This is a genomic window from Streptomyces sp. NPDC037401 (assembly GCF_055602345.1).
This window is the reverse complement of record NZ_JBVJWO010000023.1, coordinates 62007-87354: the sequence shown is the minus strand read 5'-3', so window position 1 is coordinate 87354 and position 25348 is coordinate 62007. Positions and strand designations below refer to the sequence as shown.

21 protein-coding genes are annotated in these 25348 nt (G+C 72.7%); 13 read left to right on the top strand and 8 right to left on the bottom strand.

The annotated features are described in order from the left end of the window. Positions 1-164: 164 nt before the first annotated feature. Together meaB and ACZ7H1_RS24145 are read right to left on the bottom strand one after the other, a co-directional pair. Entirely contained in the window at positions 165-1130 is a 966-nt protein-coding gene (gene meaB, locus ACZ7H1_RS24150) for a methylmalonyl Co-A mutase-associated GTPase MeaB (RefSeq protein WP_470789497.1), read from the bottom strand. A gap of 67 nt (positions 1131-1197) precedes the next feature. Then, positions 1198-2400, bottom strand: coding sequence for an acetyl-CoA C-acetyltransferase (locus tag ACZ7H1_RS24145; RefSeq protein ID WP_470789496.1), 1203 nt, complete (start codon positions 2398-2400; stop codon positions 1198-1200). A gap of 145 nt (positions 2401-2545) precedes the next feature. On the opposite strand from ACZ7H1_RS24145, the gene mce reads away from it, so the two are divergent. From mce to ACZ7H1_RS24110, 7 genes are all read left to right on the top strand, one after another. Then, positions 2546-2974 (top strand): methylmalonyl-CoA epimerase, encoded by a 429-nt coding sequence (gene mce, locus ACZ7H1_RS24140; RefSeq protein WP_470789494.1) that lies wholly within the window; start codon positions 2546-2548, stop codon positions 2972-2974. 212 nt (positions 2975-3186) lie between these two features. After that, complete coding sequence (gene scy / locus ACZ7H1_RS24135; RefSeq protein WP_470789493.1) at positions 3187-7425, top strand: polarized growth protein Scy; 4239 nt, start codon at positions 3187-3189, stop codon at positions 7423-7425. Positions 7426-7620: 195 nt separating this feature from the next. Then, entirely contained in the window at positions 7621-8559 is a 939-nt protein-coding gene (locus tag ACZ7H1_RS24130; RefSeq protein ID WP_470789491.1) for a cellulose-binding protein, read from the top strand. 94 nt (positions 8560-8653) lie between these two features. Then, positions 8654-9670 carry an ABC transporter ATP-binding protein gene (locus ACZ7H1_RS24125; RefSeq protein WP_470789490.1) on the top strand — a complete coding sequence of 339 codons (1017 nt, stop codon included), beginning with the start codon at positions 8654-8656 and terminating at the stop codon, positions 9668-9670. Between the two features lie 3 nt (positions 9671-9673). Then, positions 9674-10453, top strand: a complete 780-nt coding sequence (locus ACZ7H1_RS24120) for an ABC transporter permease (protein ID WP_470789489.1) — start codon at positions 9674-9676, stop codon at positions 10451-10453. Between the two features lie 175 nt (positions 10454-10628). Beyond that, positions 10629-11768, top strand: coding sequence for an ABC transporter ATP-binding protein (locus ACZ7H1_RS24115; protein WP_470789487.1), 1140 nt, complete (start codon positions 10629-10631; stop codon positions 11766-11768). Next, positions 11765-12631, top strand: coding sequence for an ABC transporter permease (locus ACZ7H1_RS24110; RefSeq protein ID WP_470789485.1), 867 nt, complete (start codon positions 11765-11767; stop codon positions 12629-12631). Before ACZ7H1_RS24115 ends, ACZ7H1_RS24110 begins: the two co-directional genes overlap by 4 nt. Before the next feature lie 34 nt (positions 12632-12665). On the opposite strand, the gene ACZ7H1_RS24105 is transcribed toward ACZ7H1_RS24110, so the two are convergent. Then, entirely contained in the window at positions 12666-12992 is a 327-nt protein-coding gene (locus ACZ7H1_RS24105; protein ID WP_470789483.1) for an ATP/GTP-binding protein, read from the bottom strand. Positions 12993-13232: 240 nt separating this feature from the next. Here ACZ7H1_RS24105 and ACZ7H1_RS24100 point away from each other — a divergent pair, with 240 nt between their 5' ends. Beyond that, positions 13233-14264 (top strand): LLM class flavin-dependent oxidoreductase, encoded by a 1032-nt coding sequence (locus ACZ7H1_RS24100; RefSeq protein ID WP_470789482.1) that lies wholly within the window; start codon positions 13233-13235, stop codon positions 14262-14264. Positions 14265-14394: 130 nt separating this feature from the next. On the opposite strand, the gene ACZ7H1_RS24095 is transcribed toward ACZ7H1_RS24100, so the two are convergent. Beyond that, the gene (locus ACZ7H1_RS24095) at positions 14395-14787 is read right to left on the bottom strand and encodes an SCO5389 family protein (RefSeq protein ID WP_257554130.1); all 393 of its coding nucleotides are present in this window, start codon (positions 14785-14787) and stop codon (positions 14395-14397) included. Between the two features lie 212 nt (positions 14788-14999). On the opposite strand from ACZ7H1_RS24095, the gene nucS reads away from it, so the two are divergent. Next, a complete protein-coding gene (nucS, locus tag ACZ7H1_RS24090; protein ID WP_470789480.1) occupies positions 15000-15671 on the top strand; it encodes an endonuclease NucS in 672 nt (223 codons plus the stop codon). 69 nt (positions 15672-15740) lie between these two features. Here nucS and ACZ7H1_RS24085 read toward each other — a convergent pair whose 3' ends face one another. From ACZ7H1_RS24085 to ACZ7H1_RS24075, 3 genes are all read right to left on the bottom strand, one after another. Then, the gene (locus ACZ7H1_RS24085) at positions 15741-18404 is read right to left on the bottom strand and encodes an ATP-binding protein (protein ID WP_470789478.1); all 2664 of its coding nucleotides are present in this window, start codon (positions 18402-18404) and stop codon (positions 15741-15743) included. 228 nt (positions 18405-18632) lie between these two features. Then, positions 18633-18956, bottom strand: coding sequence for an STAS domain-containing protein (locus ACZ7H1_RS24080; RefSeq protein ID WP_470789476.1), 324 nt, complete (start codon positions 18954-18956; stop codon positions 18633-18635). A gap of 152 nt (positions 18957-19108) precedes the next feature. Further along, the gene (locus tag ACZ7H1_RS24075; RefSeq protein WP_470789475.1) at positions 19109-19957 is read right to left on the bottom strand and encodes a 3-hydroxyacyl-CoA dehydrogenase family protein; all 849 of its coding nucleotides are present in this window, start codon (positions 19955-19957) and stop codon (positions 19109-19111) included. A gap of 173 nt (positions 19958-20130) precedes the next feature. Here ACZ7H1_RS24075 and ACZ7H1_RS24070 point away from each other — a divergent pair, with 173 nt between their 5' ends. Further along, positions 20131-20703: a cob(I)yrinic acid a,c-diamide adenosyltransferase gene (locus tag ACZ7H1_RS24070; RefSeq protein WP_470789473.1), complete on the top strand. Its 573-nt coding sequence runs from the start codon at positions 20131-20133 to the stop codon at positions 20701-20703. Between the two features lie 9 nt (positions 20704-20712). Here the strand turns inward: ACZ7H1_RS24070 and ACZ7H1_RS24065 are convergent, their stop codons facing one another. Beyond that, positions 20713-21267: a hypothetical protein gene (locus ACZ7H1_RS24065; protein WP_470789472.1), complete on the bottom strand. Its 555-nt coding sequence runs from the start codon at positions 21265-21267 to the stop codon at positions 20713-20715. Between the two features lie 185 nt (positions 21268-21452). On the opposite strand from ACZ7H1_RS24065, the gene ACZ7H1_RS24060 reads away from it, so the two are divergent. The 3 genes from ACZ7H1_RS24060 to ACZ7H1_RS24050 all read left to right on the top strand — a co-directional run bounded on the left by ACZ7H1_RS24060 (position 21453) and on the right by ACZ7H1_RS24050 (position 25335). Next, positions 21453-22646, top strand: coding sequence for a sensor histidine kinase (locus ACZ7H1_RS24060; protein ID WP_470789470.1), 1194 nt, complete (start codon positions 21453-21455; stop codon positions 22644-22646). Further along, on the top strand, positions 22643-23302 hold the full coding sequence (locus ACZ7H1_RS24055) for a response regulator (protein ID WP_470789469.1): 660 nt from the start codon (positions 22643-22645) through the stop codon (positions 23300-23302). The genes ACZ7H1_RS24060 and ACZ7H1_RS24055 overlap by 4 nt, the downstream gene beginning before the upstream one ends. 212 nt (positions 23303-23514) lie before the next feature. Further along, positions 23515-25335: a glycosyl hydrolase family 18 protein gene (locus tag ACZ7H1_RS24050; RefSeq protein ID WP_470789563.1), complete on the top strand. Its 1821-nt coding sequence runs from the start codon at positions 23515-23517 to the stop codon at positions 25333-25335. Positions 25336-25348 lie beyond the last annotated feature (13 nt).

Here is a 25348-nt window from a genome sequence, read left to right as displayed (position 1 = left end):
CCTTTTCCTCCTCCCCCAGCCCCGCACCTCCCCACCCCCCCCCCCTCCCCCCCCCCCCCCCCCCCCTCCCCACCCCCCCCCACCCCCCCCCCCACCCCCCCCCCCCCCCCCCCCCCCCCCACCGACCGCCCCCCCCACGGCGGTGTGCAGCGACGGGGGCCGGGTCAGGCACCGCCCGCCGTCAGGCTCGCCAGCAGCTCGTCGGCGGCGGCGTACGGGTCCAGGGCGCCCGCCACGACCCGCTGCGCGAGGGCGTCGAGGTGCGCGTCCCCGCGCAGGTCCCCGATGCGGGAGCGCAGCGCCGTCACCGTGATCGTCTCGATCTCGTGGGCCGCGCGCGCGGCCCGCCGCTCGGCGAGGACGCCGTGCTCCTCCATCCACGCCCGGTGCTTCTCCAGGGCCTCGACCACCTCGTCGATGCCCTGCGCACGGGCCGCGACGGTCTTGACGATCGGCGGGCGCCAGTCCGCGGGGCCGCGGGCCTCGCCCAGCCCCAGCATGTGGTTCAGCTCGCGCGCCGTCGCGTCCGCGCCGTCGCGGTCGGCCTTGTTGACCACGTACACGTCGCCGATCTCCAGGATGCCCGCCTTCGCGGCCTGGATGCCGTCCCCCATGCCGGGGGCCAGCAGCACCACGGAGGTGTCGGCCTGCGAGGCGATCTCGACCTCGGACTGGCCGACGCCCACCGTCTCGACGAGGACGACGTCGCAGCCGGCCGCGTCCAGGACGCGGATGGCCTGCGGGGCAGCCCAGGCCAGTCCGCCCAGGTGGCCGCGGGTGGCCATCGAGCGGATGTAGACGCCCGGGTCGGACGCGTGGTCCGACATCCGCACCCGGTCGCCCAGCAGCGCGCCGCCCGAGAAGGGCGAGGACGGGTCGACGGCGAGGACGCCGACCCGCTTGCCCGCCTTGCGGTAGGCCGTGACCAGCGCCGACGTCGAGGTCGACTTGCCGACGCCGGGGGAGCCTGTCAGTCCGACGACGTACGCACGGCCCGTGAGCGGGGCCAGCGCCGCCATCACCTCGCGCAGCTGCGGGGACGCCCCCTCGACCAGTGAGATCAGCCGGGCCACGGCCCGCGGCCTGCCCTCACGTGCCTGGGCCACCAGCTGGGGGACGTCCACCGTCATGCCTGTCTGTCTCCTCGGATCGGCTCGGTCGTTGCGGTCGTTGCTGCCGTGGGCGCTGCGTGCGGGGTCAGGCCCGCGGGACGCGCACGATCAGGGCGTCGCCCTGGCCGCCGCCGCCGCACAGCGCGGCCGCGCCGACGCCGCCGCCGCGCCGCTTGAGCTCCAGGGCCAGGTGCAGCACCACGCGGGCGCCGGACATGCCGATCGGGTGCCCCAGCGCGATCGCGCCGCCGTTGACGTTCACCTTTTCCGGGGTCACGCCCAGGTCCTTCATTGACTGGACGGCGACGGCGGCGAAGGCCTCGTTGATCTCGATCAGGTCGAGGTCGGCGACCTCCAGGCCCTCCTTCTTGAGGGCGTGCTGGATGGCGTTCGAAGGCTGCGACTGGAGGGAGTTGTCCGGGCCGGCGACGTTGCCGTGGGCGCCGATCTCGGCGATCCACTCCAGGCCCAGCTCCTCGGCCTTGGCCTTGCTCATCACGACGACCGCGGCGGCGCCGTCGGAGATCTGCGAGGAGGTGCCGGCCGTGATCGTGCCGTCCTTCGCGAAGGCCGGGCGCAGCTTGCCGAGGGACTCGGCCGTGGTCTCCGGGCGGATGCCCTCGTCGGAGGCGAAGATCACCGGGTCGCCCTTGCGCTGCGGGATCTCGACCGGGGTGATCTCGGCCTCGAAGATCCCGTTCTTCTGGGCGGCGGCCGCGCGCTGGTGCGAGGCCGCGGCGAACTCGTCCTGCGGCGCGCGCTCGATGCCCAGGCGGGTGTTGTGCTTCTCGGTGGACTCGCCCATCGCGATGTTCTCGAAGGCGTCCGTCAGGCCGTCGTACGCCATCGCGTCGAGCATCTCGACCGCGCCGTACTTGTAGCCCTCGCGGGTCTTCGGGAGCAGGTGGGGGGCGTTGGTCATGGACTCCTGGCCGCCGGCGACGACGACGTCGAACTCGCCCGCGCGGATCAGCTGGTCGGCGAGCGCGATGGCGTCGAGGCCGGAGAGGCAGACCTTGTTGATCGTCAGTGCGGGCACGTTCATCGGGATGCCCGCCTTGACGGCGGCCTGGCGGGCGGGGATCTGGCCGGCGCCGGCCTGGAGCACCTGGCCCATGATCACGTACTGGACCTGGTCGCCGGAGATGCCGGCCCGCTCCAGGGCGCTCTTGATCGCGAATCCGCCGAGGTCGGCACCGGAGAAGGACTTCAGCGAGCCGAGCAGACGTCCCATGGGCGTGCGGGCCCCTGCGACGATCACCGAAGTGGTGCTGTTCGTTCCGGACATGAGGCGAATCCCCTTTCAACGGGGAAGCTGAGGAGTGAACGAGGGTTTACGTCAATGTACTGAGCAGTACCGACCGGGTCACCCGGCAATAGGTGTGATCGCGCGCACGTTGCGTAACCACCCTGCCGACCGCTCCACTAGACCCATGCTGACGAGAATCGACCACATCGGGATCGCCTGCTTCGACCTCGACAAGACTGTCGAGTTCTACCGTGCCACGTACGGCTTCGAGGTGTTCCACACCGAGGTCAACGAGGAGCAGGGTGTGCGCGAGGCCATGCTCAAGATCAACGAGACCTCCGACGGCGGGGCCTCCTACCTCCAGCTCCTGGAGCCCACCCGCGAGGACTCCGCGGTGGGCAAGTGGCTGGCCAAGAACGGCGAGGGCGTCCACCACATCGCCTTCGGCACCGCCGACGTCGACGGCGACGCGGAGGCCGTCCGCGGCAAGGGCGTACGCGTCCTCTACGACGAGCCGCGGACCGGTTCCATGGGCTCGCGGATCACCTTCCTGCACCCCAAGGACTGCCACGGGGTCCTCACCGAACTGGTCACCTCCGCCCCCGGTCACTGAGCTCCCCAACGAGGAGCACTGACCTCCGGATTCCCCGGCCGGTAGAGTGACGGTGGCTCGGCCGGGGTTTGGTGCGGTGCTGTGGGGGCGGGGCCTGTCTGAGGCCTGCGCCCCGCGGCGAGAATCTGACACCATTCCCCGGGGGCGCCGTTCAGCGGGCGGACGGTGCTCTGGAAGAGAGCTTGCGACCAGGGGACGGATGGGACCGCGCCGTGCGGGGCTACGAACGCCAGGAGAGTATTCAGGCTGAGGCCGACCATCTCTCGCGCTTCGAGGCCGAGATGGAGCGGCTGAAGAAGGAGCGCGAGAAGGCCGTCCAGCACGCCGACGACCTGGGCTACCAGGTGGAGGTGCTGCGCGCCAAGCTCCACGAGGCACGCCGCAACCTGGCGTCCCGCCCTGCCTACGACTCCGCCGACATCGGCTACCAGGCCGAACAGCTGCTGCGGAACGCCCAGATCCAGGCCGACCAGATGCGCACCGACGCCGAGCGCGAGCTGCGCGAGGCCCGGGCCCAGACCCAGCGCATCCTCCAGGAGCACGCCGAGCACCAGGCGCGGCTCCAGGCCGAGCTGCACGCCGAGGCCGTCAACCGCCGCCAGCGGCTGGACCAGGAGCTCAACGAGCGCCGCCAGACCGTCGAGTCCCACGTCAACGAGAACGTCGCCTGGGCCGAGCAGCTGCGCGCCCGTACGGAGGCCCAGGCCCGCCGCCTGATGGAGGAGTCCCGCGCCGAGGCGGAGCAGTCCCTGGGCGCCGCCCGCGCCGAGGCCGCCCGGGTGGCCGAGGAGACCCGCCGCCGGATGTCGGCCGAGGCCGAGGCGGCGCGTACCGAAGCCGAGGCGACGCTCGTACGTGCCCGCAAGGAGGCCGAGCGGCTGCTGACCGCCGCCTCCGCGCAGGCGCAGGAGGCCACCGAGCACGCCGAGCGGCTGCGGACCACGACCTCCGCGGAGGCCGAGCAGACCCGGCAGCAGACCCAGGACCTCGGCCGGGTGGCCGAGCAGCGGGTGCAGGAGGCCGACAGCGCCCTGCGCGAGGCCCGTGCCGAGGCCGAGAAGCTCGTCGCCGAGGCCAAGGAGGCCGCGGCGCGGCAGGTCAGCTCCGCGGAGTCCATCAACGAGCAGCGCACCCGTACGGCCAAGGAGCAGGTCGCGCGGCTGGTCGGCGAGGCCACCAAGGAGGCCGAGAGCCTCAAGAGCGAGGCCGAGCAGACCCTCGCCGACGCCCGCGCCGAGGCCGAGCGGCTGCGCGTCGAGGCCGGCGAGCAGGCCCGTACCGCCGCCGCCGAGGACACCGCGGCCCAGCTGGCCAAGGCCGCCCGCACCGCCGAGGACGTGCTGAACAAGGCCTCCGAGGACGCGAAGGCCACCACCCGGGCCGCGAGCGAGGAAGCCGAGCGGATCCGCCGCGAGGCCGAGTCGGAGGCGGAGCGGCTGCGCGCGCAGGCCGCCGACACCGCCGAGCAGCTCAAGGGCGCGGCGAAGGACGACACCGAGGAGTACCGCGCCAAGACGGTCGAGCTGCAGGAGGAGGCCCGCCGGCTGCGCGGCGAGGCCGAGCAGCTGCGCGCCGAGGCGGTCGCCGAGGGCGAGCGGATCCGCGGCGAGGCGCGCCGCGAGGCCGTCCAGCAGATCGAGGAGGCGGCGAAGACCGCCGAGGAGCTGCTGACGAAGTCGAAGGCCGACGCCGACGAGCTGCGCGGCGGGGCCGCCGCCGAGAGCGAGCGGGTGCGCGCCGAGGCGATCGAGCGGGCGACGACCCTGCGCAAGCAGGCCGAGGAGACCCTGGAGCGCACCCGCGCCGAGGCGGAGCGGCTGCGCACCGAGGCCGAGGAGCGCGCGGAGACCGTCCGCGCCGAGGCCGACGAGGCCGCGCGGGAGCGCCGCGAGGAGGCCGAGCGCGCGGTGGCGGCCAAGCGGGCCGAGGCCGACGCCGAGCTGACGCGGCTGCACCAGGACGCCGAGAGCCGGCTGAGCACGGCCGAGGAGACCCTGCGGGACGCCCGGTCCGGCGCCGAGGGCATCCGCCGCGAGGCCGCGGAGGAGGCCGAGCGGCTGCGCACCGAGTCCGCCGAGCGGGTCCGTACGCTCCAGGCGCAGGCCGAGTCGGGGGCCGAGAAGCTGCGGGACGAGGCCGCGGAGGACGCGGCCCGCACCCGCGCCGAGGCCGAGACGGCTGCCGTACGGCTCCAGTCGGAGGCCGCCGCCGAGGCGGAGCGGCTGCGCGTGGAGGCCCAGGAGACCGCGGACCGGCTGCGCGCCGAGGCGAAGGCCGCCGCCGAGCGGGTCGCCGAGGAGGCCGCCGAGGCGCTGGCCGCCGCACAGGAGGAGGCCGCGCGGCGTCGCCGCGAGGCCGAGGAGACCCTCTCCGCCGCCCGCGAGGAGGCCGACAGCGAGCGCGCCCAGGCACGCGAGCAGAGCGAAGAGCTGCTGGCCGCGGCCCGCAAGCGGGTCGAGGAGGCCCAGGCCGAGGCGCAGCGCCTGGTCGAGGAGGCCGAGCAGCGGGCCGGCGAGCTGGTCGCCGCCGCCGAGCAGACCGCGCGCGAGGTGCGCGAGTCGGTCGCCGGGCTGCACGAGCAGGCCGAGGAGGAGGTCGCCGGGCTGCGCAGCGCCGCCGAGCACGCGGCCGAGCGCACCCGCACCGAGGCGCAGGAGGAGGCGGACCGGGTCCGCGCCGACGCGTACGCCGAGCGGGAGCGGGCGGCAGAGGACGCGACCCGCATCCGCACCGAGGCGCGGACCGAGACGGACGCGGCGAAGGCGCTCGCGGAGCGCACGGTCACCGACGCCATCGCCGAGTCGGAGCAGCTGCGGGCCGACACGGCCGAGTACGCCCAGCGCGTGCGTACGGAAGCGACGGACGCGCTGGCCTCGTCCGAGCGGGATGCCGCGCGGACCCGGGCCGACGCCCGCGAGGACGCGAACCGGATCCGTTCGGAGGCCGCGGCGGAAGCCGAGGGCGTGCGCGCGAAGGCGCAGGAGGACGGCGAGGCCGTACGAGCCGAGGCCGCGCAGGTGCTGGACGACGCGCGGGCCGAGGGCGCGCGCCTGATCGGCGAGGCCACGGCCGAGACCGAGCGGATGACGGTCGAGACGCGCGCCGCCAACGACCGTACGGTCGGCGAGGCCGCGGAGGAGGCCGAGCGGCTGCGCACCGAGGCCGCGCAGAGCCTCGACGAGGCGCGGGCCGAGGGCGGCCGGATCATCGGCGAGGCCACGGCCGAGGCCGAGCGGGTCACCGCCGCGGCGAGCGAGACCCTCGCGTCGGCGGAGCGGGAGTCGGAGCAGACCCTCGACGAGGCCCGTGCCGAGGGCAACCGGCTGCGTACCGAGGCCGCCGAGCAGGCGGACCGGCTGGTCGGCGAGGCGACCGCCGAGGCGGAGCGGCTCACGGCCGAGACCCGCGCGGCGAACGACCGCACGGTCGGCGAAGCCGCGGAGGAGGCCGAGCGGCTGCGCACCGAGGCGTCCGAGTCGCTGGCCTCTGCCCAGGAGCACGCGGCGCGTACCCGGTCGGAGGCCGAGCGGGTCAAGTCGGAAGCGGCGGCGGAGGCGGAGCGGCTGCGCACGGAGGCCCGCGAGGAGTCCGAGCGGCTGCTCGACGAGGCGCGCGAGGCGGCCAACAAGCGGCGTTCCGAGGCGGCCGAGCAGGTCGACCGGCTCATCAGCGAGACGGCCGCGGAGGCCGACAAGCTCACGGCGGAGGCGCAGAGGCAGGCGCTCGCCGCCACGACCGCGGCCGAGGAGCAGGCCGATTCGATGGTGGACGCGGCGCGCAAGGAGGCGGCGCGGATCACCGCGGAGGCGACGGTCGAGGGCAACTCCCTGGTGGAGAAGGCCCGTACGGACGCGGACGAGCTGCTGGTCGGCGCGCGCACGGACGCGGCGGCCATAAGGGAGCGGGTGGAGGAGCTGCAGGGCCGGGTCGAGTCCGAGGTCGAGGAGCTGCACGAGCGTGCGCGCCGGGAGTCGGCCGAGCAGATGAAGACGGCCGGCGAGCGCGTGGACAAGCTGGTGAAGGCGGCCACCGAGCAGAGCGAGGAGGCCGACCGCAAGGCCAAGGCCCTGGTCTCGGAGGCGAGCAGCGAGGCGAGCAAGGTGCGCATCGCCGCGGTCCGCAAGGCCGAGCAGCTGCTCAAGGAGGCCGAGCAGAAGAAGGCCGAGCTGGTCCGGGAGGCCGAACGGCTGCGTACGGACGCGGAGGCGGAGGCCGAGCGGCTGGTGGCCGAGGGCCGGCGCGAGCTGGAGGTGCTGGTGCGCCGCCGGGAGGACATTCAGGCGGAGATCTCCCGTGTCCAGGACGTGCTTGAGGCGTTGGAATCATTCGAGGCGCCTGCGGGTGGCGGGAAGTCGTCCAACGGCTCGCCGGGCGGTCCGGCAGGGGGCGGAGTGAAGGCCGGAGCGGCGGCGGGTTCCACTCGTTCGGGTGGCAAGACGTCAGAGGGCTAGTCAGTGGGACTGGAAGTGTGCTCCTGATGGAGGATCAGGCGAACGAGTGACAAGCATTCCGTCGCCTTGCCACTCAAAAGGGGTGTCATTGTCCGGATCAAACGCGGATTGACTCGATGACACGCCGCTCCGGCGCCTAGGATTCCCCTTAACACCTCACCTAGCACCTCATCGGTCTCATTCGACAGGAACCCCATGAGCGACACTTCCTCCCCCTTCGGCTTCGAGCTCGTGCGGCGTGGTTACGACCGCGGTCAGGTGGACGACCGCATTACCAAGCTCGTCGCCGACCGTGACAGCGCCCTTGGTCGCATCAACTCTCTGGAAAAGCGCATCGAGGAGCTCCACCTCGAAACGCAGAACGCCCAGGCCCAGGTCAACGACGCCGAACCGTCGTACGCCGGCCTCGGCGCCCGGGTCGAGAAGATCCTGCGGCTCGCCGAGGAGGAGGCGAAGGACCTGCGTGAGGAGGCCCGTCGTGCTGCCGAGCAGCACCGCGAGCTCGCGGAGTCCGCCGCTCAGCAGGTGCGCAACGACGCCGAGTCGTTCTCCGCGGAGCGCAAGGCCAAGGCCGAGGACGAGGGCGTCCGTATCGTCGAGAAGGCCAAGGCCGACTCCGCCACCCTGCGCGCCGAGGCCCAGAAGGACGCGGCCTCCAAGCGCGAGGAGGCCGACGCTCTCTTCGAGGAGACCCGCGCCAAGGCCGCCCAGGCCGCCGCGGACTTCGAGACCAACCTCGCCAAGCGCCGTGAGCAGTCCGAGCGCGACCTGGCCTCCCGTCAGGCCAAGGCGGAGAAGCGTCTCGCCGAGATCGAGCACCGGGCCGAGCAGCTGCGCCTGGAGGCCGAGAAGCTGCGTACGGACGCCGAGCGCCGGGCCCGCCAGACGGTGGAGACCGCGCAGCGCCAGGCCGAGGACATCGTGGCCGACGCCAACGCCAAGGCGGACCGCATCCGCAGCGAGTCCGAGCGCGAGCTGGCGGCGCTCACCAACCGCCGCGACTCCATCAACGCGCAGCTGACCAACGTCCGCGAGATGCTCGCGACCCTGACCGGTGCCGCGGTGGCGGCGGCGGGCTCCCCGATCGACGACGAGCCGGTGACCCGCGGCGTCCCGGCGCAGCAGAGCCGCTAGTTTCCGAGCGGTTCCGGCACACACCCCCGTACGGCCAAGGGCCCCTGCGTCACTCCGGTGGCGGGGGGCCCTTGGCCGTTTTAGCGTGAACCGCATGATCGAGCTCGAGGCCCTCACGAAGCGATTCGGCACGAAGACCGCCGTGGACCACCTCAGCTTCCAGGTCAGACCGGGGGTGGTGACGGGCTTCCTCGGCCCCAACGGCGCCGGGAAGTCCACGACGATGCGCATGATGCTCGACCTCGACAACCCGACCGGCGGCTCGGTCCGGATCGACGGGAAGCACTACCGCGACCTGGACGAGCCGCTGAAGTACATCGGGGCTCTGCTGGACGCGAAGGCGATGCACGGCGGGCGCAGCGCCTACAACAACCTGCTGTGTCTGGCGCAGTCGAACCGGATCCCGCGCAGCCGCGTGGACGAGGTGCTGGACACGGTCGGACTGTCGTCGGTGGCGAAGAAGAAGTCGAAAGGATTTTCGCTCGGCATGGGGCAGCGGCTGGGAATCGCCTCTGCACTGCTGGGTGACCCGGAGATCCTGATGTTCGACGAACCCGTCAATGGTCTGGACCCCGAGGGAATTCACTGGATCCGCAATCTGATGAAGGATCTTGCGGCCGAAGGAAGAACGATCTTCGTGTCCAGCCATCTGATGAGCGAAATGGCGCTGACGGCAGACCATTTGATCGTGATCGGCCAGGGACGGCTGCTGGCCGATACATCGATGGCTGATTTCATTCAGCAGAACTCGCGCAGTTACGTGCGCGTGCGCTCGCCGCAGCAGGAGCGGCTGAAGGACCTGCTGCACGACTCCGGCTTCACGGCGGTCAGCGCCGGCAGCGGAGCCCTGGAGATCGACGGGGTGCCGGCCGAGCGGATCGGCGAGCTCGCCGCCCGCCACGGGCTCGTCCTGCACGAACTCAGCCCGCAGCGCGCCTCGCTGGAGGAGGCCTTCATGCGGATGACCGCGGGCACGGTGGAGTACCACGCCCACTCCCCCGGCGCCGACGGCGAGCTGCCGGCCGGGGAGCCGCTCGCTGCGGCTCCGCTCGCTGCGGCCGAGGCACCGCGCTGGGGCGCCTCGTACGACGAGCTGCGCAAGGGAGAGTGACCGATGGCCTCGGTACCCGCCGTCCTCACCTCCGAGTGGACCAAGATCCGTACGGTCGCCTCGACCAAGTGGACGCTGGTCAGTGCGCTCGTGGTGACCGTCGCGCTCAGCGCCGCGCTGTGCGCGCTGATGAAGTCCCAGTTCGAGAACCTCTCCGACATCGAGCGGGCCACCTTCGACCCGACCCTGATCAGCTTCTCCGGGATGGTGCTGGGCCAGCTCGCCATGGTGGTCTTCGGGGTGATGGTGGTCGGCACCGAGTACAGCTCGGGCATGATCCGCACCTCCCTCGCCGCGGTCCCCCAGCGCGCCACGTTCCTCTTCGGCAAGATCGCGGTCGCGGCGGCCCTGGCGCTGCTCATCGGCCTGGCGACGAGCTTCCTGTCCTTCTTCCTGGGCCAGGCCCTGCTGGGCGGGCACCGCACGGCCATCGGCGAGCCGAACGTCCTGCGCGCCGTCTTCGGCGCGGGCCTCTACATGGCGCTGATCGCGGTCTTCTCGATGGCCGTAGCGGCGATGCTGCGCAGCTCGATGCTCTCCCTCGGCATCCTGATGCCGTTCTTCTTCCTGGTCTCGCAGATCCTGTCCGCCGTCCCGGGCGCCAAGAACGTCGCGCAGTACTTCCCCGACCAGGCCGGATCCAAGATCATGCAGGTGGTCCCGGAGGCGATGGGCAGCGACAAGGCGCCGTACGGGCCCTGGGGCGGCCTGGGCATCATGGTGCTCTGGGTCGTCGCCGCGCTCCTCGGCGGCTGGCTGGTGATCAAGCGCCGGGACGCGTGACCCCCGCAGGACGGGACGCATGACGCCGGTCATGGGACGCACCGCCTCAGGGACGGGTCAGGGTCGGATCAGGGTCACCCCCGAGACCGCGACGGGGACGGAACCGTCAAGCCCCCGATAAGCTCTTAACCCTTACGCGGACGAAAGCCGTCCGGGCCTGGCAAGGGGCAGAGCAATGATCGAGGCAGTCGGCCTGACCAAGCGCTTCGGCGCCAAGACCGCCGTCGACCAGTTGTCGTTCCAGGTCAAGCCCGGTCTCGTGACCGGCTTCCTGGGACCCAACGGCTCCGGCAAATCGACCACCATGAGGATGATCCTCGGCCTCGACCGGCCCACCGCCGGTCACGTCACCATCCACGGGCACCCGTTCCGCGAGCTGCCGAACGCGCAGCGTCACGTCGGAGCGCTGCTGGACGCGAAGGCCATGCACGGCGGCCGGCGCGCCCGCGTCCACCTGCTCGCCCTCGCCCAGCTCTCGGGCATCCCCGAGAAGCGCGTCGACGAGGTGCTGAACGTCGTGGGGCTCCAGGACGTGGCCCGGCAGCGGACCAAGGGCTTCTCCCTAGGCATGGGCCAGCGGCTCGGCATCGCGGCCGCGCTGCTCGGCGACCCGCAGGTGCTGCTCTTCGACGAGCCGGTCAACGGCCTCGACCCCGAGGGCATCCTGTGGGTCCGCAACCTGATGCGGCAGCTGGCCGCCGAGGGCCGCACCGTCTTCGTCTCCTCGCACCTGATGAGCGAGATGGCGCTGACCGCCGACCACCTGATCGTGATCGGCCGCGGCCGGCTGCTGGCCGACATGAGCGTGTACGACTTCATCTCCCGCAACTCCGCCGACTTCGCCCGGGTGCGGGCGGCCGGCACCGACCCGGACGGCCGGAACCGGCTGGCCTCGGTGCTCGACGGCGCCGGCGGCCGGGTGCTGACCGAGCCGGACGGTGCGCTGCGCGTCACCGGCCTGCCGCTGGCACGGGTCAGCGACCTCGCCCACGAGGCCGGGATCCGGCTGTGGGAGCTCTCCCCGCACCGGGCCTCGCTGGAGGAGGCCTACATGCGCATGACGCAGAGCACGGTGGAGTACACCTCCACGGAGGACCCGCGGGCCGAGCTGTGGGAGCCGGAGCCGCAGGGCCTGAGGCCCTGGCCCGACGAGGAGGCGCCGGTGGTCCCGCAGGACGGCTGGTTCGTACCGCCGCCGCCGGGCAGCGGCGCTCCGGACGCCGCGCCCTTCCTGATGCCCGCCCGGCCCGGCGACCTGGCCCCCGCCCCCGCCCCCGCCCCCGCGGCCGCGAACGACCCCGAGGACTCCCGATGACCGGTACGAGCACCGGTGCGAACACCGGCACCCGCACCGACGGCGCCGCCGCGCCCGTCCGTACGGACTACACCTCGCCGCTGCCCGCGGTCCGCCCGCACCTCGGCCACGCCGTGGCCTCGGAGTGGACCAAGATGATCTCGCTGCGCTCCACGATGTGGACGCTGGGCTCGCTGATCGCGCTGGTCGTCGGCATCGGCGCGCTGGCCATCATGCAGACCGCGCAGGCCGACTTCCAGACGGTTCCGTACTTCACCCCCGCCATGTTCGGCCTCTACATCGGGCAGGTCAGCGTGATCGTGCTCGGCGTGCTGACGTTCAGCTCGGAGTACGGCACCGGCCTGATCCGCACGACGTTCACGGCCGCTCCCGAGCGGCACCGGGTGCTGACCGCCAAGCTGATCGTCTTCGGCGCCGTGGCCTTCGCCGCCGTGGCCGGCTCGGTGCTCGTGGTCGGGACGATGACGGCCCTGGTGCACAGCGGCCCGGAGGCCGGGCAGCACGGCGCCGACGAGTGGGTGGGCGCGCTCGCCGGCAGCTTCTACGTCACGCTGCTCGGCGTCCTCGGGCTGGCGGTCGGCGCACTGCTGCGGCACTCGGCCGGTGCGATCGCCGTGATGCTGGGCCTCGTCACGCTGCCGCCGCTCATGGGCGGCTTCCTGACCGTCTGGCAGACCACCGAGCCGATCGGCATCGCGCTCCTGCGGTACAACGCCCCGGTCGCCCTCAGCGAGCTGTTCGGCCTGCCGATGGCCGACAACGGCGGACCCACGAGCGCGGCGGGCCAGATCGCCCTGCTGCTCGCCGTGACGGGGGCCGCGGTGGCGGGCGCGTACGTCACGGTCGGCCGCCGCGACGTCTGAGCCCGCCGGCCAGACGGGACTTTGACGACGCGACCTAGTACCTGGGCGCGTTACGGGACCGCTGCACCTTCGAGGTGCGGCGGTCCTTCGCGTTCCAGCAGGCCTTGTGCCAGTGGCGGCGGTCGTCCACGCCGCCGTACTCCGGCCAGGCCACCAGGTGCGGCACGCCGGACGGGATCTCCTGGTCGCAGCCCGGGCAGCGGTACCGCTTGCCCTGCGCGCTCGCCCCGGCGACCTGGCGGACCTTCCAGTCCTCGCCCTGCCACTCCTCCGTCTGCTCCAGACCGAAGCGGTCCACGCCGGCGCTTTCGCGTTCCGGCGGATTCTCGCCGCCTCGGGGGCGGTTGTGGCGCGGTGACACGTATACCTCACGGGACAACAGCGGACAGGGACTTTTCTCCAGACTACGCGGCGGGGCACCGGGTACCCGCATGGTGGCAGGCGGAGGGAACGACTCCACGAGTCTTGCAAGAGTGGGCGGCCCCGCGGGGCGTTTCCCCGACAATCCCAATAACTTCCGCCTCTGCCCGTGCCCTTGGCACGTGTCGGACGTTGTTGCCATCGGGGGGAAGCCGCGTCAGCCGCAAGGAGGCAGAAGGCGATGCGTGTCGGAGCGTTTGTACTGGCGGCCCAGTTCCCGGGCCAGGGACAGGGGGAGGCACTGCACCGGGCGGTGCGGACCGCCGAGGTGGCCGAGGAGGCGGGGCTCGACTCCGTGTGGGTCGCCGAGCACCACTTCATTCCGTACGGGGTCTGCCCGTCGGCGGTGACGCTCGCGGCCCTGATGCTCGGCCGCACCCGGCGGCTGCGCGTGGGGACGGCCGTGAGCGTGCTGCCCACCGCCCACCCGGTGGCGCTCGGGGAGCAGGCGGCCCTGCTGCACCACACCTCGGGCGGGCGGTTCACCCTCGGGGTGGGCCGCGGCGGGCCCTGGGTGGACCTGGAGGTCTTCGACGCGGGCCTGCCCGCCTACGAAAGCGGCTTCCCGGACTCCCTCGACCTGCTGCGGCGCTGGCTGACCGAGCCGCGGGTCGGTGCCGCGGGCGGCCGGTACGCCTTCCGCGAGGTGGCCGTCGTCCCGCGTCCCGCGGAGGCGCTCGACGGCGACGGCGGCAGCCCCGAAGTGATCGTCGCGTGCACCTCGCCCGCCTCGGTACGGCTGGCAGCCGAACGGGGCCTGCCCATGCTGCTCGGCATGCACTGCGGGGACGAGGAGAAGGCCTCGATGGTCGCCCTGTGGCGGGAGACGGCCCTGGCGGCCGGCCGCTGCCCCGACGAGGTCGCGGCGGCCGGCCACGTGTCGGCGGGGGTCGCTCAGCTCGCCGACCGGACCGCGGACGCCGTGGAGACCCTCGTGAAGGCGATGCCCGGCTGGCTCCGGCAGGGCCTGGCCGCGTACGAGACGGTGGACGGGCGGCCGCGCACCATGCGCGACCCGGTGGCGTACACGGAGCTGCTGTGCGACCTCCATCCCGTGGGCACGCCCGCCCTGGCCGCCGACCGGCTCGCGGCCACGGCGGAGCGCACCGGCATCACGCGCTTCGCCCTGCTCGTCGAGGGCTCGGGCGATCTCGCGGCCACCGAGGAGAACGTCCGGCGGCTGGGCGCCGAGGTCCTGCCCTGCCTCGGCTGAGGTCACGGCGCGGTCCGTGACGGCGTACGGACTGCCGCTCCGGTATCAGTTGCACCTCCCGTGATACGGAGCGGCAGCGAAGGAGCGAGGCGGTCCGCAGGGCGCCGGAGGCGCGCGGACGGCCGCGCGCCTAGCAGTCCCGGAGTTCGGGCGACTGGTTGAGCAGCTGGCCGCGTATCGAAGTGAACTTGGCCAGCCGGTCGTCCACCGCGGGGTCCAGCGGGAACACCGCGACGCGGTGGCAGTTCTGGAACGCCAGGCGCACTCCGAAGTGGCGTTGCAGCGCCCCCCGTATCGCGTCACTCGCGAGGGCGCGCAGCAGCTGGCCGCGCGCCTGCTCGTCCGGCGGCGGCGTCTGGTTGTCGGCGAACTGGCCGCCGTCCACCTTCAGCTGGGCCACCAGGGAGCTGATCATCTCCCATGCGTAGGGCAGGGAGGTCCGGACGCAGTCGACGAAGGCGGCTTCGTCGACCTCGCCTCGCTCGGCCTGTTCGAGTAGGGCCGGTGAGACGTCGAGCGACATGGGTTCTCCTCTCGCGACCCCGGGTGACCGGGGTCTTACGGGCAGGGAAGAAGGACGGCGACGCAGCGTGCACGTTCGACGACCTCCTGCTAACACGGTAGGCGCCCGGTGGGTACGGCACCAGGAGAATGCGCATACAACGAGCCACCAGCGAAGGGGGCTTTCAGGGGCGAATCGCGCCGGGGCGTGTCGGTCGAGTAGCGTTGCGGACCATGCGTCTCGTCATCGCCCGCTGCTCCGTCGACTACGCGGGCCGGCTCACCGCCCACCTGCCCTCGGCACCCCGTCTGATCCTCGTCAAAGCCGACGGAAGTGTCTCCATCCACGCGGACGACCGGGCGTACAAACCGCTCAACTGGATGTCTCCGCCGTGCACCCTCAAAGAGGGCAGCGGAGACGACGCCGGCGTGTGGACGGTCGTCAACAAGGCGGGCGAGAAGCTCATCATCACCATGGAAGAAGTCCTCCACGACTCCTCGCACGAACTGGGCGTGGATCCGGGCCTCATCAAGGACGGCGTGGAAGCACACCTCCAGGAGCTCCTTGCCGACCGGATCGACACCCTCGGCGAGGGCTACACGCTGATCCGCCGCGAGTACCCGACGGCGATCGGCCCGGTGGACATCCTGTGCCGGGACGCCGGCGGCGCGACGGTCGCGATCGAAATCAAGCGGCGCGGCGAGATCGACGGCGTGGAGCAGCTCACCCGCTACCTGGAGCTGCTGAACCGCGATCCGCACCTGGCCCCGGTGCGCGGTGTGTTCGCGGCCCAGGAGATCAAGCCGCAGGCCCGGGTCCTCGCGACGGACCGGGGCATGGACTGCGTGGTCCTCGACTACGACGCCCTGCGCGGCATCGAGGACGACAAGCTCCGTCTGTTCTGACGCGGGCCCGGGAAGCCCCGGGTACCCGTCCGCTGCCCCGGACCGCACGAGCGGTCCGGGGCAGCGGCGTCAGGCGGTGTCCGTGCCGGCGGTGGTCGTGCCCGCGGTGGTGGTCCCCGCGGCGGCGGCGGTGCCCGCGTTCGTGGCGGTGCCTGCGGTCGTGTTGCCGTTGGTGCCCGTGCCGGCACCGCCCGTGGGGTCCGTGCCCCCGGTCTCCGTGCCGCCCGTGGGGTCCGTGCCCCCGGTCTCCGTGCCGCCCGTGGGGTCCGTACCGCCGGTCTCCGTACCGCCCGTGGGGTCCGTACCGCCGGTCTCCGTGCCGCCCGTGGGGTCCGTGCCCCCGGTCTCCGTACCGCCCGTGGGGTCCGTACCGCCCGTCTCGGTGCCGCCCGTGGGGACCGTACCGCCGGTCTCCGTGCCGCCCGTGGGGTCCGTGCCCCCGGTCTCCGTACCGCCCGTGACGGTTCCGCCCTGCGTGCCGCCCGGGCCCGTCGAGGGGCCGCCCGAGGAGGTCGGCGGGGTCGGCTTGGCCGTGCCGGGCGCGGACGGCTTGCCGGTACCCGGGACGACGGATCCGCCCGAGGAGCCCGAGGACGACACGGAGCCGCCGGAGCTGCCGTCGCCCGGCGCCGGGGCATCGCCCGCGTCTCCGCCGTCGCCGGCCGGATCGCCGGTCGGGTCCTGCGCCGGGCTGCCGGTCGAACCACCGGACACCGACTGCCCGCTGCGCTGGCGCTCGCCTCCGGGCTGGTCGCTGCCGGACAGACCGAGCGTGAGGACCGTACCGAGGACGGCGACCAGCACCGCGCCCACCGCTGCCGCCAGGACGTTGCGCCGCGCGCCCGCGAGTACGGACGGCCCGGTCCTGGGCCGCAGCGGCTCGGTGAGCTCCACCGGCGGCAGGACGGGCACGACCGGCTCCGGCGGGGTCGCGGTGACGACGCTCGGCGGTTCCAGCCGCGGGAACGCGTCCTTGACGACCTCCTCGGCGGGCTCCGCGCGGTCGAGCAGCGGAAGCCCCTGCGTCATGGCCTCCGAGGGCTTCGGGGCCTCCAGGACCAGCGGCGGCGAGAGGGGTCGCGCGCCGCGCGGTCCGCCCTCGCGGTCGTCGACGAGCGCGAGCGCGCGCCGGCCGGCGACCGTGCCGCGCTTGTCGGCCAGGGCGCCGCGCAGCCCGATGGAGGCCTCCAGCTCGGCGCGGGCGCGGTCCAGCTGGCCGTTGCAGAGTGCCAGGATGCCCCGCTCGTGGTGGAAGTACGCCTCTTCGGCCACTTCTCCGGCGATCCGCGCGGCCTCCTGCCCGGCCCGCAGGATCCGCTCCCACGCACCCCAGTGCAGTCCGCCCGCGAACGCGGGTGCCGCGGTCCGGGCGAGCAGCACGGCGGCGCTCGGCTTCCCGTCCTCCTGCCCGGCCACGAGGGTGGCGAGGGCCGCCAGGACGGCGTCCGCCTCGGCCACGGCCCGCTCCGGGGGCACCGAGGCATGTCCGGTCCACCAGGCGTAGTGCTGAGCGGCCGTCAGGGCCAGATCGGCGCTCTCGTCGCCGTACCCGGCCTCCTCGAGCTGCGCTGCGACGCCCGCGGCCAGCCGGTAGCGGGAGCCGACCGGCGTGAGCAGCCCGCAGGCCAGCAGCTCGCCGACGGCGGTGTCGGCGTGGGTGTCGCCGACGAGGGCCGGCAGGTGCGCGTGGTGCGGCACCTCGCCGCCGAGGGCGACGGCGAACCGCAGGGCGGCGCGGCCGGATTCGGTGAGCCGGGAGGCCAGCAGCACGGCGGGCGCAGCGGCCTGGCCGAGGGTGGGCAGCCCCACGTCGGCGGCCTCGCGGGAGCGTTCCTCGAAGACTCCCGGCTCGTCGTCGTCCTCGTCCTCGCCGGTGCGGTTGATCTCGTCGCGCTGCCGCAGCAGTGCTCCGGCCTGCACGAAGTGGCGGGGCAGGCCCTCGGAGGCGAACCAGAGGTCGCCGGCCCAGGCCGACTCCTCCTCGGTCAGCGGCCGGGTGAGGGTACGTTCCAGCAGCTCGGCGGCGGCGGACCGGCTGAGGCCGCCGAGTGCGGCCTCTTCGAGGTGGGCGTCCTCGGACGGCGCCGGGGCGTCGGTGGCCGCGGCGAACAGGAAGGCGCACTCGGGGGTGGCGCGCAGCAGCTCGTCGAGGGCGGTGCCGCCGATCTCCAGGTCGTCGACGACCACGACCGCGGCGATCTCGCGGACGCGGGCGAGGAGTTCCGTCTCGTCGGGGCGCTGCCGCGGGGCGTCGTAGACGGCGCCGTGGAGGGCGTAGAGCAGGTCGGTCGCGGTCTGCCGGTGGCCGCAGAGGCGGACCACGCCGTCGGGTGCGAGAGCCGAGCAGGCCCCGGCGACCGCGTCGAGGAGGGCGGACCGGCCGGATCCGGAGGAGCCGGTGACGCGTACGGAGCGGCCGCGGCCGAGCAGCCGGAGCAGCCGCTCGTGCTCCTCGTCCCGTTCGAGGAGCGGGGAGGCGGTGGCGGGGGTGCCGGGGCCGGGCGGTACGGGCGGCAGGGCGGCGGCGTGGAGCTCGGCGCGGTCGTCGGCAGGCCGCTTGGCGGGCTTGGGGGTGGAGCTTCCGGGCCGGCGGGGTTCTATCTCGCTGCCGTCGACGGGGTTGACCGTCAGGACGAAATCGGCGCAGTCCAGTCGGGTGATCCGGGCCGGCCCGGGCGTGCGCCCCTCGGCCTTGCCCCCGGGTCCGCCCCCGAGCCCCTGTATCCGGTCCATGACCAAAGCCCCCCGATCGCGTCGTGCGCCGTCGTTCCTCCCGGCCTTCGCACACTCCGCTGTCGCTTCTGGTCCGGCGTCCGCCCGCGGGTTCTCCAGGAGCCGACGGCCGAACCCTAGACGTAGGGCAAGTATCCAGGAACAGGCGGGGTACCCATCCGCACGGGACCATCACGTTATGGCCTCAGACGTGCAGCCCGGGGAAACGCGGGGGAAAGGATTGAGGGCTCAGACCCGGGGCAGGGTCTCGGCGGCGAGGCCGCCTTCGATGGCGAGGATCCGGTGAAGCCGCGTCGCCACGAGCAGCCGCTGCATCTGGGGCGGCACCCCGCGCAGGACGAGCCGGCGCCCGGAGCGTCCGGCCCGGCGGTGGGCGCCCATGATGACGCCCAGCCCGGTCGCGTCCCACGAGTCGAGTCCGGTGAGGTCCAGGACGAGGTCGCCGACGCCGTCGTCGAGGGCGGAGTGGAGGGCCGTACGGGCGTCCGCCGCGCTGCGCACGTCGAGGCGGCCCCCGACAGCGAGTTCGGCGTGGTCGCCCCTGATGTGCATGTGTGCTCCCCGGCAGGTACTGCGATACGTGTGGTCCGTTGGTCGGCAACTCTCACTGGAAGTGACTGCCCCGGGGGCAGGGAAGTTGCCGACCGTGAGCGAACCGATACCTAATTCACCCTGGGGGGTGTGGCATCCGAACGGCTGTTCGCTCAGTGCTTGTAGAAGCCCTGTCCGCTCTTGCGGCCGATGTCGCCGGCATCCACCATCCGGCGCATCAGCTCCGGCGGCGCGAACTTCTCGTCCTGGCATTCGGTGTAGATGTTGCTGGTGGCGTGCAGAAGGATGTCGACGCCCGTCAGGTCGGCGGTCGCCAGCGGCCCCATCGCGTGGCCGAACCCCAGCTTGCACGCGATGTCGATGTCCTCGGCGGAGGCCACGCCCGATTCATACAGCTTTGCCGCCTCGACGACCAGGGCCGAGATCAGCCGCGTCGTGACGAAGCCCGCGACGTCGCGGTTGACGACGATGCAGGTCTTGCCGACGGACTCCGCGAAGGCGCGCGTGGTGGCCAGGGTCTCGTCGCTGGTCTTGTAGCCGCGGACGAGCTCGCACAGCTGCATCATCGGCACGGGCGAGAAGAAGTGGGCGCCCACGACGCGCTCGGGGCGCTCGGTGACGGCGGCGATCTTGGTGATCGGGATGGCCGAGGTGTTGGAGGCGAGAACCGCGTCCTCCCGGACGAGCTTGTCCAGGGCGCGGAAGATCTCGTGCTTGACCTCGAGCTTCTCGAAGACGGCCTCGACGACGATGTCCACGTCGGAGACGGCGTCCATGTCGGTGGTCGTGGTGATGCGCGCGAGGGCCGCCTCGGCGTCCTCCGCGGTCATCTTCCCCTTCGAGACGAACTTGTCGTACGAGGCCTTGATGCCGTCCGTACCGCGCGTCAGGGCGGCGTCGGTGACATCGCGCAGTACGACGTCCCAGCCCGCCTGAGCGGATACCTGCGCGATACCGGAACCCATCAGTCCCGCACCGATGACGGCAAGCTTCCCAGCCACTGCACACCTCTGGATCTCTGTCGAAACTCCGGCTCTCCGGCGGAGACTAGCGCCCGTGAGGTGCCGTGTGACCGGGAAGTAACACGCGTCACGTCTCAGATGACGGACATCACACCGGTACGGCCCACCCGGCGGCGGGCGGCGCGCAGTTGGGTCGTGACTAGGCTGACCGCATGGTGAATCTGACGCGCATCTACACCCGCACCGGTGACAAGGGCACCACCGCCCTGGGGGACATGAGCCGCACGGCCAAGACGGACCTGCGGATCTCCGCCTACGCCGACGCCAACGAGGCGAACGCCGTCATCGGCACGGCCATCGCCCTGGGCTCGCTGCCCGCGGAGGTCCTCGCGGTCCTGACCCGCGTGCAGAACGACCTCTTCGACGTCGGCGCGGACCTCGCGACCCCGGTCGCCGAGAACCCGGAGTACCCGCCCCTGCGGGTCGAGCAGTTCTACATCGACAAGCTCGAGGCGGACTGCGACCGCTTCAACGAGGACCTGGAGAAGCTGCGCAGCTTCATCCTGCCGGGCGGCACCGCGGGCGCGGCGCTCCTGCACCAGGCCTGCACGGTGGTCCGCCGCGCCGAGCGCTCCACCTGGGCCGCCCTGGAGGTCCACGGCGAGGTCATGAACCCGCTCACCGCCACCTACCTGAACCGCCTCTCCGACCTCCTGTTCATCCTGGCCAGGACGGCCAACAAGGAGGTCGGGGACGTTCTCTGGGTGCCCGGCGGCGAGCGTTAGGGGCACGACCTAGTTCCCGGGGGCCCCGGCTCGGGCCGGGGCCTTCTTCGGCCAGACGGTGTAGCCCACGGCGATCAGCGCGTGGATCCCGAGGACCCGCAGGGCCGCGTACTGCCAGGACTCCAGCGAGCTGGTGTCCCCGGCGCCGCCGACGTACCAGACGGCCGCCTGGAGCAGGCCGTACGCCACGACGGCGGCGATCAGCGTGCGCCCGACCAGCTTCCACTCGTGGACGGCGCGCGCCTTGCCGTAGCCGGCGCCGGCCGGCTTCGGGCCGTCCCCGAAGCGGTACGCCGCGTGCCCGTCGAGCCACTTGATCGTGTAGTGGCCGTAGGCGACGGTGTAGCCGATGTACAGGGCGGCCAGGCCGTGCTTCCAGTCCGGTGAGGCACCGTTCTTCAGGTCGAGGGTGGTGACGACCAGCAGGACGAGCTCGAGCAGCGGCTCGACCAGCAGGACCGCCGCCCCCAGCCGGGGCATCTTCGCGAGGTAGCGCAGGGCCAGTCCGGCGGCCAGCAGCACCCAGAAGCCGACCTCGCAGGCGACGATCAGCGCGACGATCACAGCGTTCTCCGTTCAGGCGGTAAGGCGGGTTCGGTGGACGATCGCTTCCAGCGTCCCCCGGCGCCGGGCCCGGATCGTCGTCTGTACCGACGAGGTGCGACTGCATCCTTCGATGTACGCCGCAGCGCACCCGATTCACCTGCCGCGCCGAGGCCCCCGCCGCCCGCACCGTGTTGGATGGTCCCGTGCCGCTGCCACCCTTCCGCCCCCACCGCCACGACGTGCTGATCTCCGTGATCAGCACGCTCGCCGGCCTGCTCCTGTGGGCACTCGGCCTGTACACCACCGGTGTGCGGCTGCTGCCCGCCTGGGCCGCCCTGGTGCCCATGGCGGTCATGGGCGCACTGGAGCTCTTCCGCCGGACCGCCCCGCAGACCGTGCTGCTCATCGGCACCGCGGCGGTGATCGCGGACCAGTGCACGGTGGGCAATCTGGCCACCGTCTTCATGTTCACCGACATCATGTACGCCGCCGTGGTCTACGGGCACCCGGCCATGGCCCGCCGGCTGCCGATCACCACCGGCGTGATCACCATCGCCGTGACCCTGGTCTCCGTGGCCTGGCTGCGCACCCCGCAGTCGGTGCTGATCGGCGTGGTCACCGGCATCGTCTGCTTCGGCCCGGCGGTCACCGGGGCCACCCTGCGCAACCACCGGGAGGCCGCCGAGGCCGCCCGGCTGCGGGCCGAGCAGACCGCGCTGCTGGCCGAGATGGACCGGAAGGCGGCCGTCGTCGCCGAGCGGGCGCGGATGGCCCGCGAGCTGCACGACATGGTCGCCAACCACCTCTCGGCCATCGCCATCCACTCCACCGCGGCGCTGTCCATCGACTCCGCCGACACCAGCCGGGACGCGCTCGGGGTGATCCGGGAGAACAGCGTGCAGGGACTGGCCGAGATGCGCCGGCTGATCGGCCTGCTGCGGCAGGCCGGGGCCGAGCAGGAGCCGGTCGCCGTGCCCTCCCTGGACGGCCTGGCGGCCCTGCTCGCGCAGAACCGCACGGCGGGAGCGGCGGACGGCCTGGAGTTCGTCCTGGAGGACAGCCGGCCGCCCGGCGGAGAGCCGCTGCCCGCGCCGGTGGAGCTGGCGGCGTACCGGATCGTGCAGGAGTCGCTGACCAACGCCCTCAAGCACGCGGCACCGGGCACGGTACGGGTCCGGATCGGCCGCTCCGGCGCCCTGCTGACCGTACGGATCGACAGCCCGTACGGCGACCGGCCGGGCCCGCGCGCACCGGGCTCGGGGGCCGGTCTGGTGGGCATGCGCGAGCGGACGGAGCTGCTCGGCGGGGAATTCGAAGCGGGCCCAGCCGGCCCGGCGGGCACGGTGTGGCAGGTGCGGGCGGCCTTGCCCGCCGAGGAGAAGGCGGTGGACGCATGAGCAGCGAGGTCATCCGGGCGGTGGTCGCGGAAGACCAGTCGGCGGTACGTGCGGGGCTGGTGCTGATCCTGCGCAGCGCGGGCGACATCGAAGTGGCCGGGGAGGCCGCGGACGGCGAGGAGGCGGTCCGGCTGGCCCGCGAACTGCGGCCGGACCTCGTGCTGATGGACGTCCAGATGCCCCGGCTGGACGGGGTCTCCGCGACCCGTCAGGTGGTCGCGGAGGGGCTGGCCGACGTGCTGGTGCTGACGACGTTCGACCTGGACGAGTACGTCTTCGGGGCGCTGCGCGCGGGGGCGTCCGGGTTCCTGCTCAAGAACGCGGACGCCCGGGAGCTGATCGAGGCCGTGCGGACGGTCGCGCGCGGCGAGGGGCTGATCGCCCCGGCCGTGACCCGGCGCCTGATCGCGGAGTTCGCCGCGCCGAGGCCCGTACGGAGCGTGAGCGAGGCGGAGTCGGCCGCGGTGGCCGCGCTGACCCGGCGGGAGCGCGAGGTGCTCTCCTGCCTGGGCCAGGGGATGTCCAACGCCGAGATCGCGGCCCGGCTGGACATGGCAGAGGCCACGGCGAAGACGCACGTCAGCCGGCTGCTGGGGAAGCTGGAGCTGCGCAGCCGGGTCCAAGCCGCAGTGCTCGCACAGGAGTTGGGAATCTAGAGAAGACGTCGCAAGGCCCTCGCAAGGAGGTCTGGACCTCTTGACGCTTGGTCCAGACCTTTCTAGTCTCACCGCAACACTGTGGTGAGCGTGCCATGACAAAGCGTGCTCACGGGCGGCGCAGGTCCCACCCCCATGTCGCAGCCGGCCCACCGGCGCGACGGACCTACGGAGGAGCACCCTTGAGCACAGCTTCCCCCCCACGACACCGCATGCGCTTCTTCTCGAAGGTCGCGGCCGCCGTCGCCGCCTTCGCCCTGCCCGTCGCCGGACTCGTCGGCCTGGCCTCCCCCGCCCAGGCCGCGACCTCGGCGACGGCCACCTACACGAAGGTCTCCGACTGGGGCAGCGGCTTCGAAGGCAAGTGGACGGTCAAGAACACCGGCACCACCACCCTCACCAGCTGGACCGTGGAGTGGGACTACCCCTCGGGCACCCGCGTCACCTCGGCCTGGGACGCGACCGTCACCAGCAGCGGAAACCACTGGACCGCCAAGAACCTCGGCTGGAACGGCACCCTCGCCCCCGGGGCCACCGCCAGCTTCGGCTTCAACGGCGCGGGCAGCGGTGCCCCCAGCGGGTGCAAGATCAACGGCGCCTCCTGTGACGGCGGCAGCCAGCCCGGCGATACTCCCCCGACGGCCCCCGGCACCCCCACCGCCTCCAACGTCGGCGAGACCTCCCTGACCCTGAACTGGGCCGCCGCCACCGACGACAAGGGCATCAAGAACTACGACGTCTACCGCGGCTCCGCCAAGATCGCGACCGTCACCGGCACCACGCACGCGGACACCGGCCTGACCAAGGGCACCACGTACACGTACAGCGTCGTGGCCCGCGACACCGCCGACCAGACCGGCCCGGCCTCCGGCAGCCTGTCGGTCACCACGGCAGGGGGCGGTGGCAACCCGGACCCGGGCGCCAGGGTCAAGCTCGGCTACTTCACCAACTGGGGCGTCTACGGCCGCAACTACCACGTGAAGAACCTGGTCACCTCCGGCTCCGCCGCCAAGATCACGCACATCAACTACGCCTTCGGCAACGTCCAGGGCGGCAGGTGCACCATCGGCGACTCCTACGCCGACTACGACAAGGCGTACACCGCCGACCAGAGCGTCGACGGCAAGGCCGACACCTGGGACCAGCCGCTGCGCGGCAACTTCAACCAGCTCCGCAAGCTCAAGGCCCAGTACCCGCACATCAAGGTCCTGTGGTCCTTCGGCGGCTGGACCTGGTCCGGCGGCTTCGGCCAGGCCGTACAGAACCCGGCGGCCTTCGCCCAGTCCTGCTACGACCTCGTCGAGGACCCGCGCTGGGCCGACGTCTTCGACGGCATCGACCTCGACTGGGAGTACCCGAACGCCTGCGGCCTGTCCTGCGACACCTCGGGTCCGGCCTCCTTCAAGAACATGATGCAGGCCATGCGGGCCAAGTTCGGCGCGAACAACCTGGTCACCGCGGCCATCTCCGCCGACGGCTCCAACGGCGGCAAGCTGGACGCAGCGGACTACGCGGGCGCGGCCCAGTACACCGACTTCTACAACGTCATGACGTACGACTTCTTCGGCGCCTGGGCGGCGCAGGGCCCGACGGCCCCGCACTCCCCGCTCACCGCGTACGCCGGCATCCCGCAGGACGGCTTCAACTCCGAGGCCGCGATCGTCAAGCTCAAGGGCAAGGGAATCCCCGGCTCCAAGCTGAACCTCGGCATCGGCTTCTACGGCCGCGGCTGGACCGGCGTCACCCAGGCGGCCCCCGGCGGCACCGCCACCGGCCCCGCCGCCGGCACCTACGAGCAGGGCATCGAGGACTACAAGGTCCTCAAGAACACCTGCCCGGCCACCGGCACGATCGCCGGCACGGCCTACGCCAAGTGCGGCAGCAACTGGTGGAGCTACGACACCCCCGCCACCGTCGCCGGAAAGATGACCTGGGCCAAGCAGCAGGGGCTCAAGGGAGCCTTCTTCTGGGAATTCAGCGGGGACACCGCCAACGGTGAGCTCGCGAACGCCGTCCACACCGGTCTGCAGTAGCCGGCCGCTCCCG

Excerpts from the sequence above, each read along its gene's own strand:
- meaB (WP_470789497.1), bottom strand. The coding sequence starts at position 1,130 with ATGACGGTGGACGTCCCCCAGCTGGTGGCCCAGGCACGTGAGGGCAGG.
- ACZ7H1_RS24145 (WP_470789496.1), bottom strand. The coding sequence starts at position 2,400 with ATGTCCGGAACGAACAGCACCACTTCGGTGATCGTCGCAGGGGCCCGC.
- mce (WP_470789494.1), top strand. The coding sequence starts at position 2,546 with ATGCTGACGAGAATCGACCACATCGGGATCGCCTGCTTCGACCTCGAC.
- ACZ7H1_RS24130 (WP_470789491.1), top strand. The coding sequence starts at position 7,621 with ATGAGCGACACTTCCTCCCCCTTCGGCTTCGAGCTCGTGCGGCGTGGT.
- ACZ7H1_RS24125 (WP_470789490.1), top strand. The coding sequence starts at position 8,654 with ATGATCGAGCTCGAGGCCCTCACGAAGCGATTCGGCACGAAGACCGCC.
- ACZ7H1_RS24120 (WP_470789489.1), top strand. The coding sequence starts at position 9,674 with ATGGCCTCGGTACCCGCCGTCCTCACCTCCGAGTGGACCAAGATCCGT.
- ACZ7H1_RS24115 (WP_470789487.1), top strand. The coding sequence starts at position 10,629 with ATGATCGAGGCAGTCGGCCTGACCAAGCGCTTCGGCGCCAAGACCGCC.
- ACZ7H1_RS24110 (WP_470789485.1), top strand. The coding sequence starts at position 11,765 with ATGACCGGTACGAGCACCGGTGCGAACACCGGCACCCGCACCGACGGC.
- ACZ7H1_RS24100 (WP_470789482.1), top strand. The coding sequence starts at position 13,233 with ATGCGTGTCGGAGCGTTTGTACTGGCGGCCCAGTTCCCGGGCCAGGGA.
- ACZ7H1_RS24095 (WP_257554130.1), bottom strand. The coding sequence starts at position 14,787 with ATGTCGCTCGACGTCTCACCGGCCCTACTCGAACAGGCCGAGCGAGGC.
- nucS (WP_470789480.1), top strand. The coding sequence starts at position 15,000 with ATGCGTCTCGTCATCGCCCGCTGCTCCGTCGACTACGCGGGCCGGCTC.
- ACZ7H1_RS24085 (WP_470789478.1), bottom strand. The coding sequence starts at position 18,404 with ATGGACCGGATACAGGGGCTCGGGGGCGGACCCGGGGGCAAGGCCGAG.
- ACZ7H1_RS24080 (WP_470789476.1), bottom strand. The coding sequence starts at position 18,956 with ATGCACATCAGGGGCGACCACGCCGAACTCGCTGTCGGGGGCCGCCTC.
- ACZ7H1_RS24070 (WP_470789473.1), top strand. The coding sequence starts at position 20,131 with ATGGTGAATCTGACGCGCATCTACACCCGCACCGGTGACAAGGGCACC.
- ACZ7H1_RS24055 (WP_470789469.1), top strand. The coding sequence starts at position 22,643 with ATGAGCAGCGAGGTCATCCGGGCGGTGGTCGCGGAAGACCAGTCGGCG.
- ACZ7H1_RS24050 (WP_470789563.1), top strand. The coding sequence starts at position 23,515 with ATGCGCTTCTTCTCGAAGGTCGCGGCCGCCGTCGCCGCCTTCGCCCTG.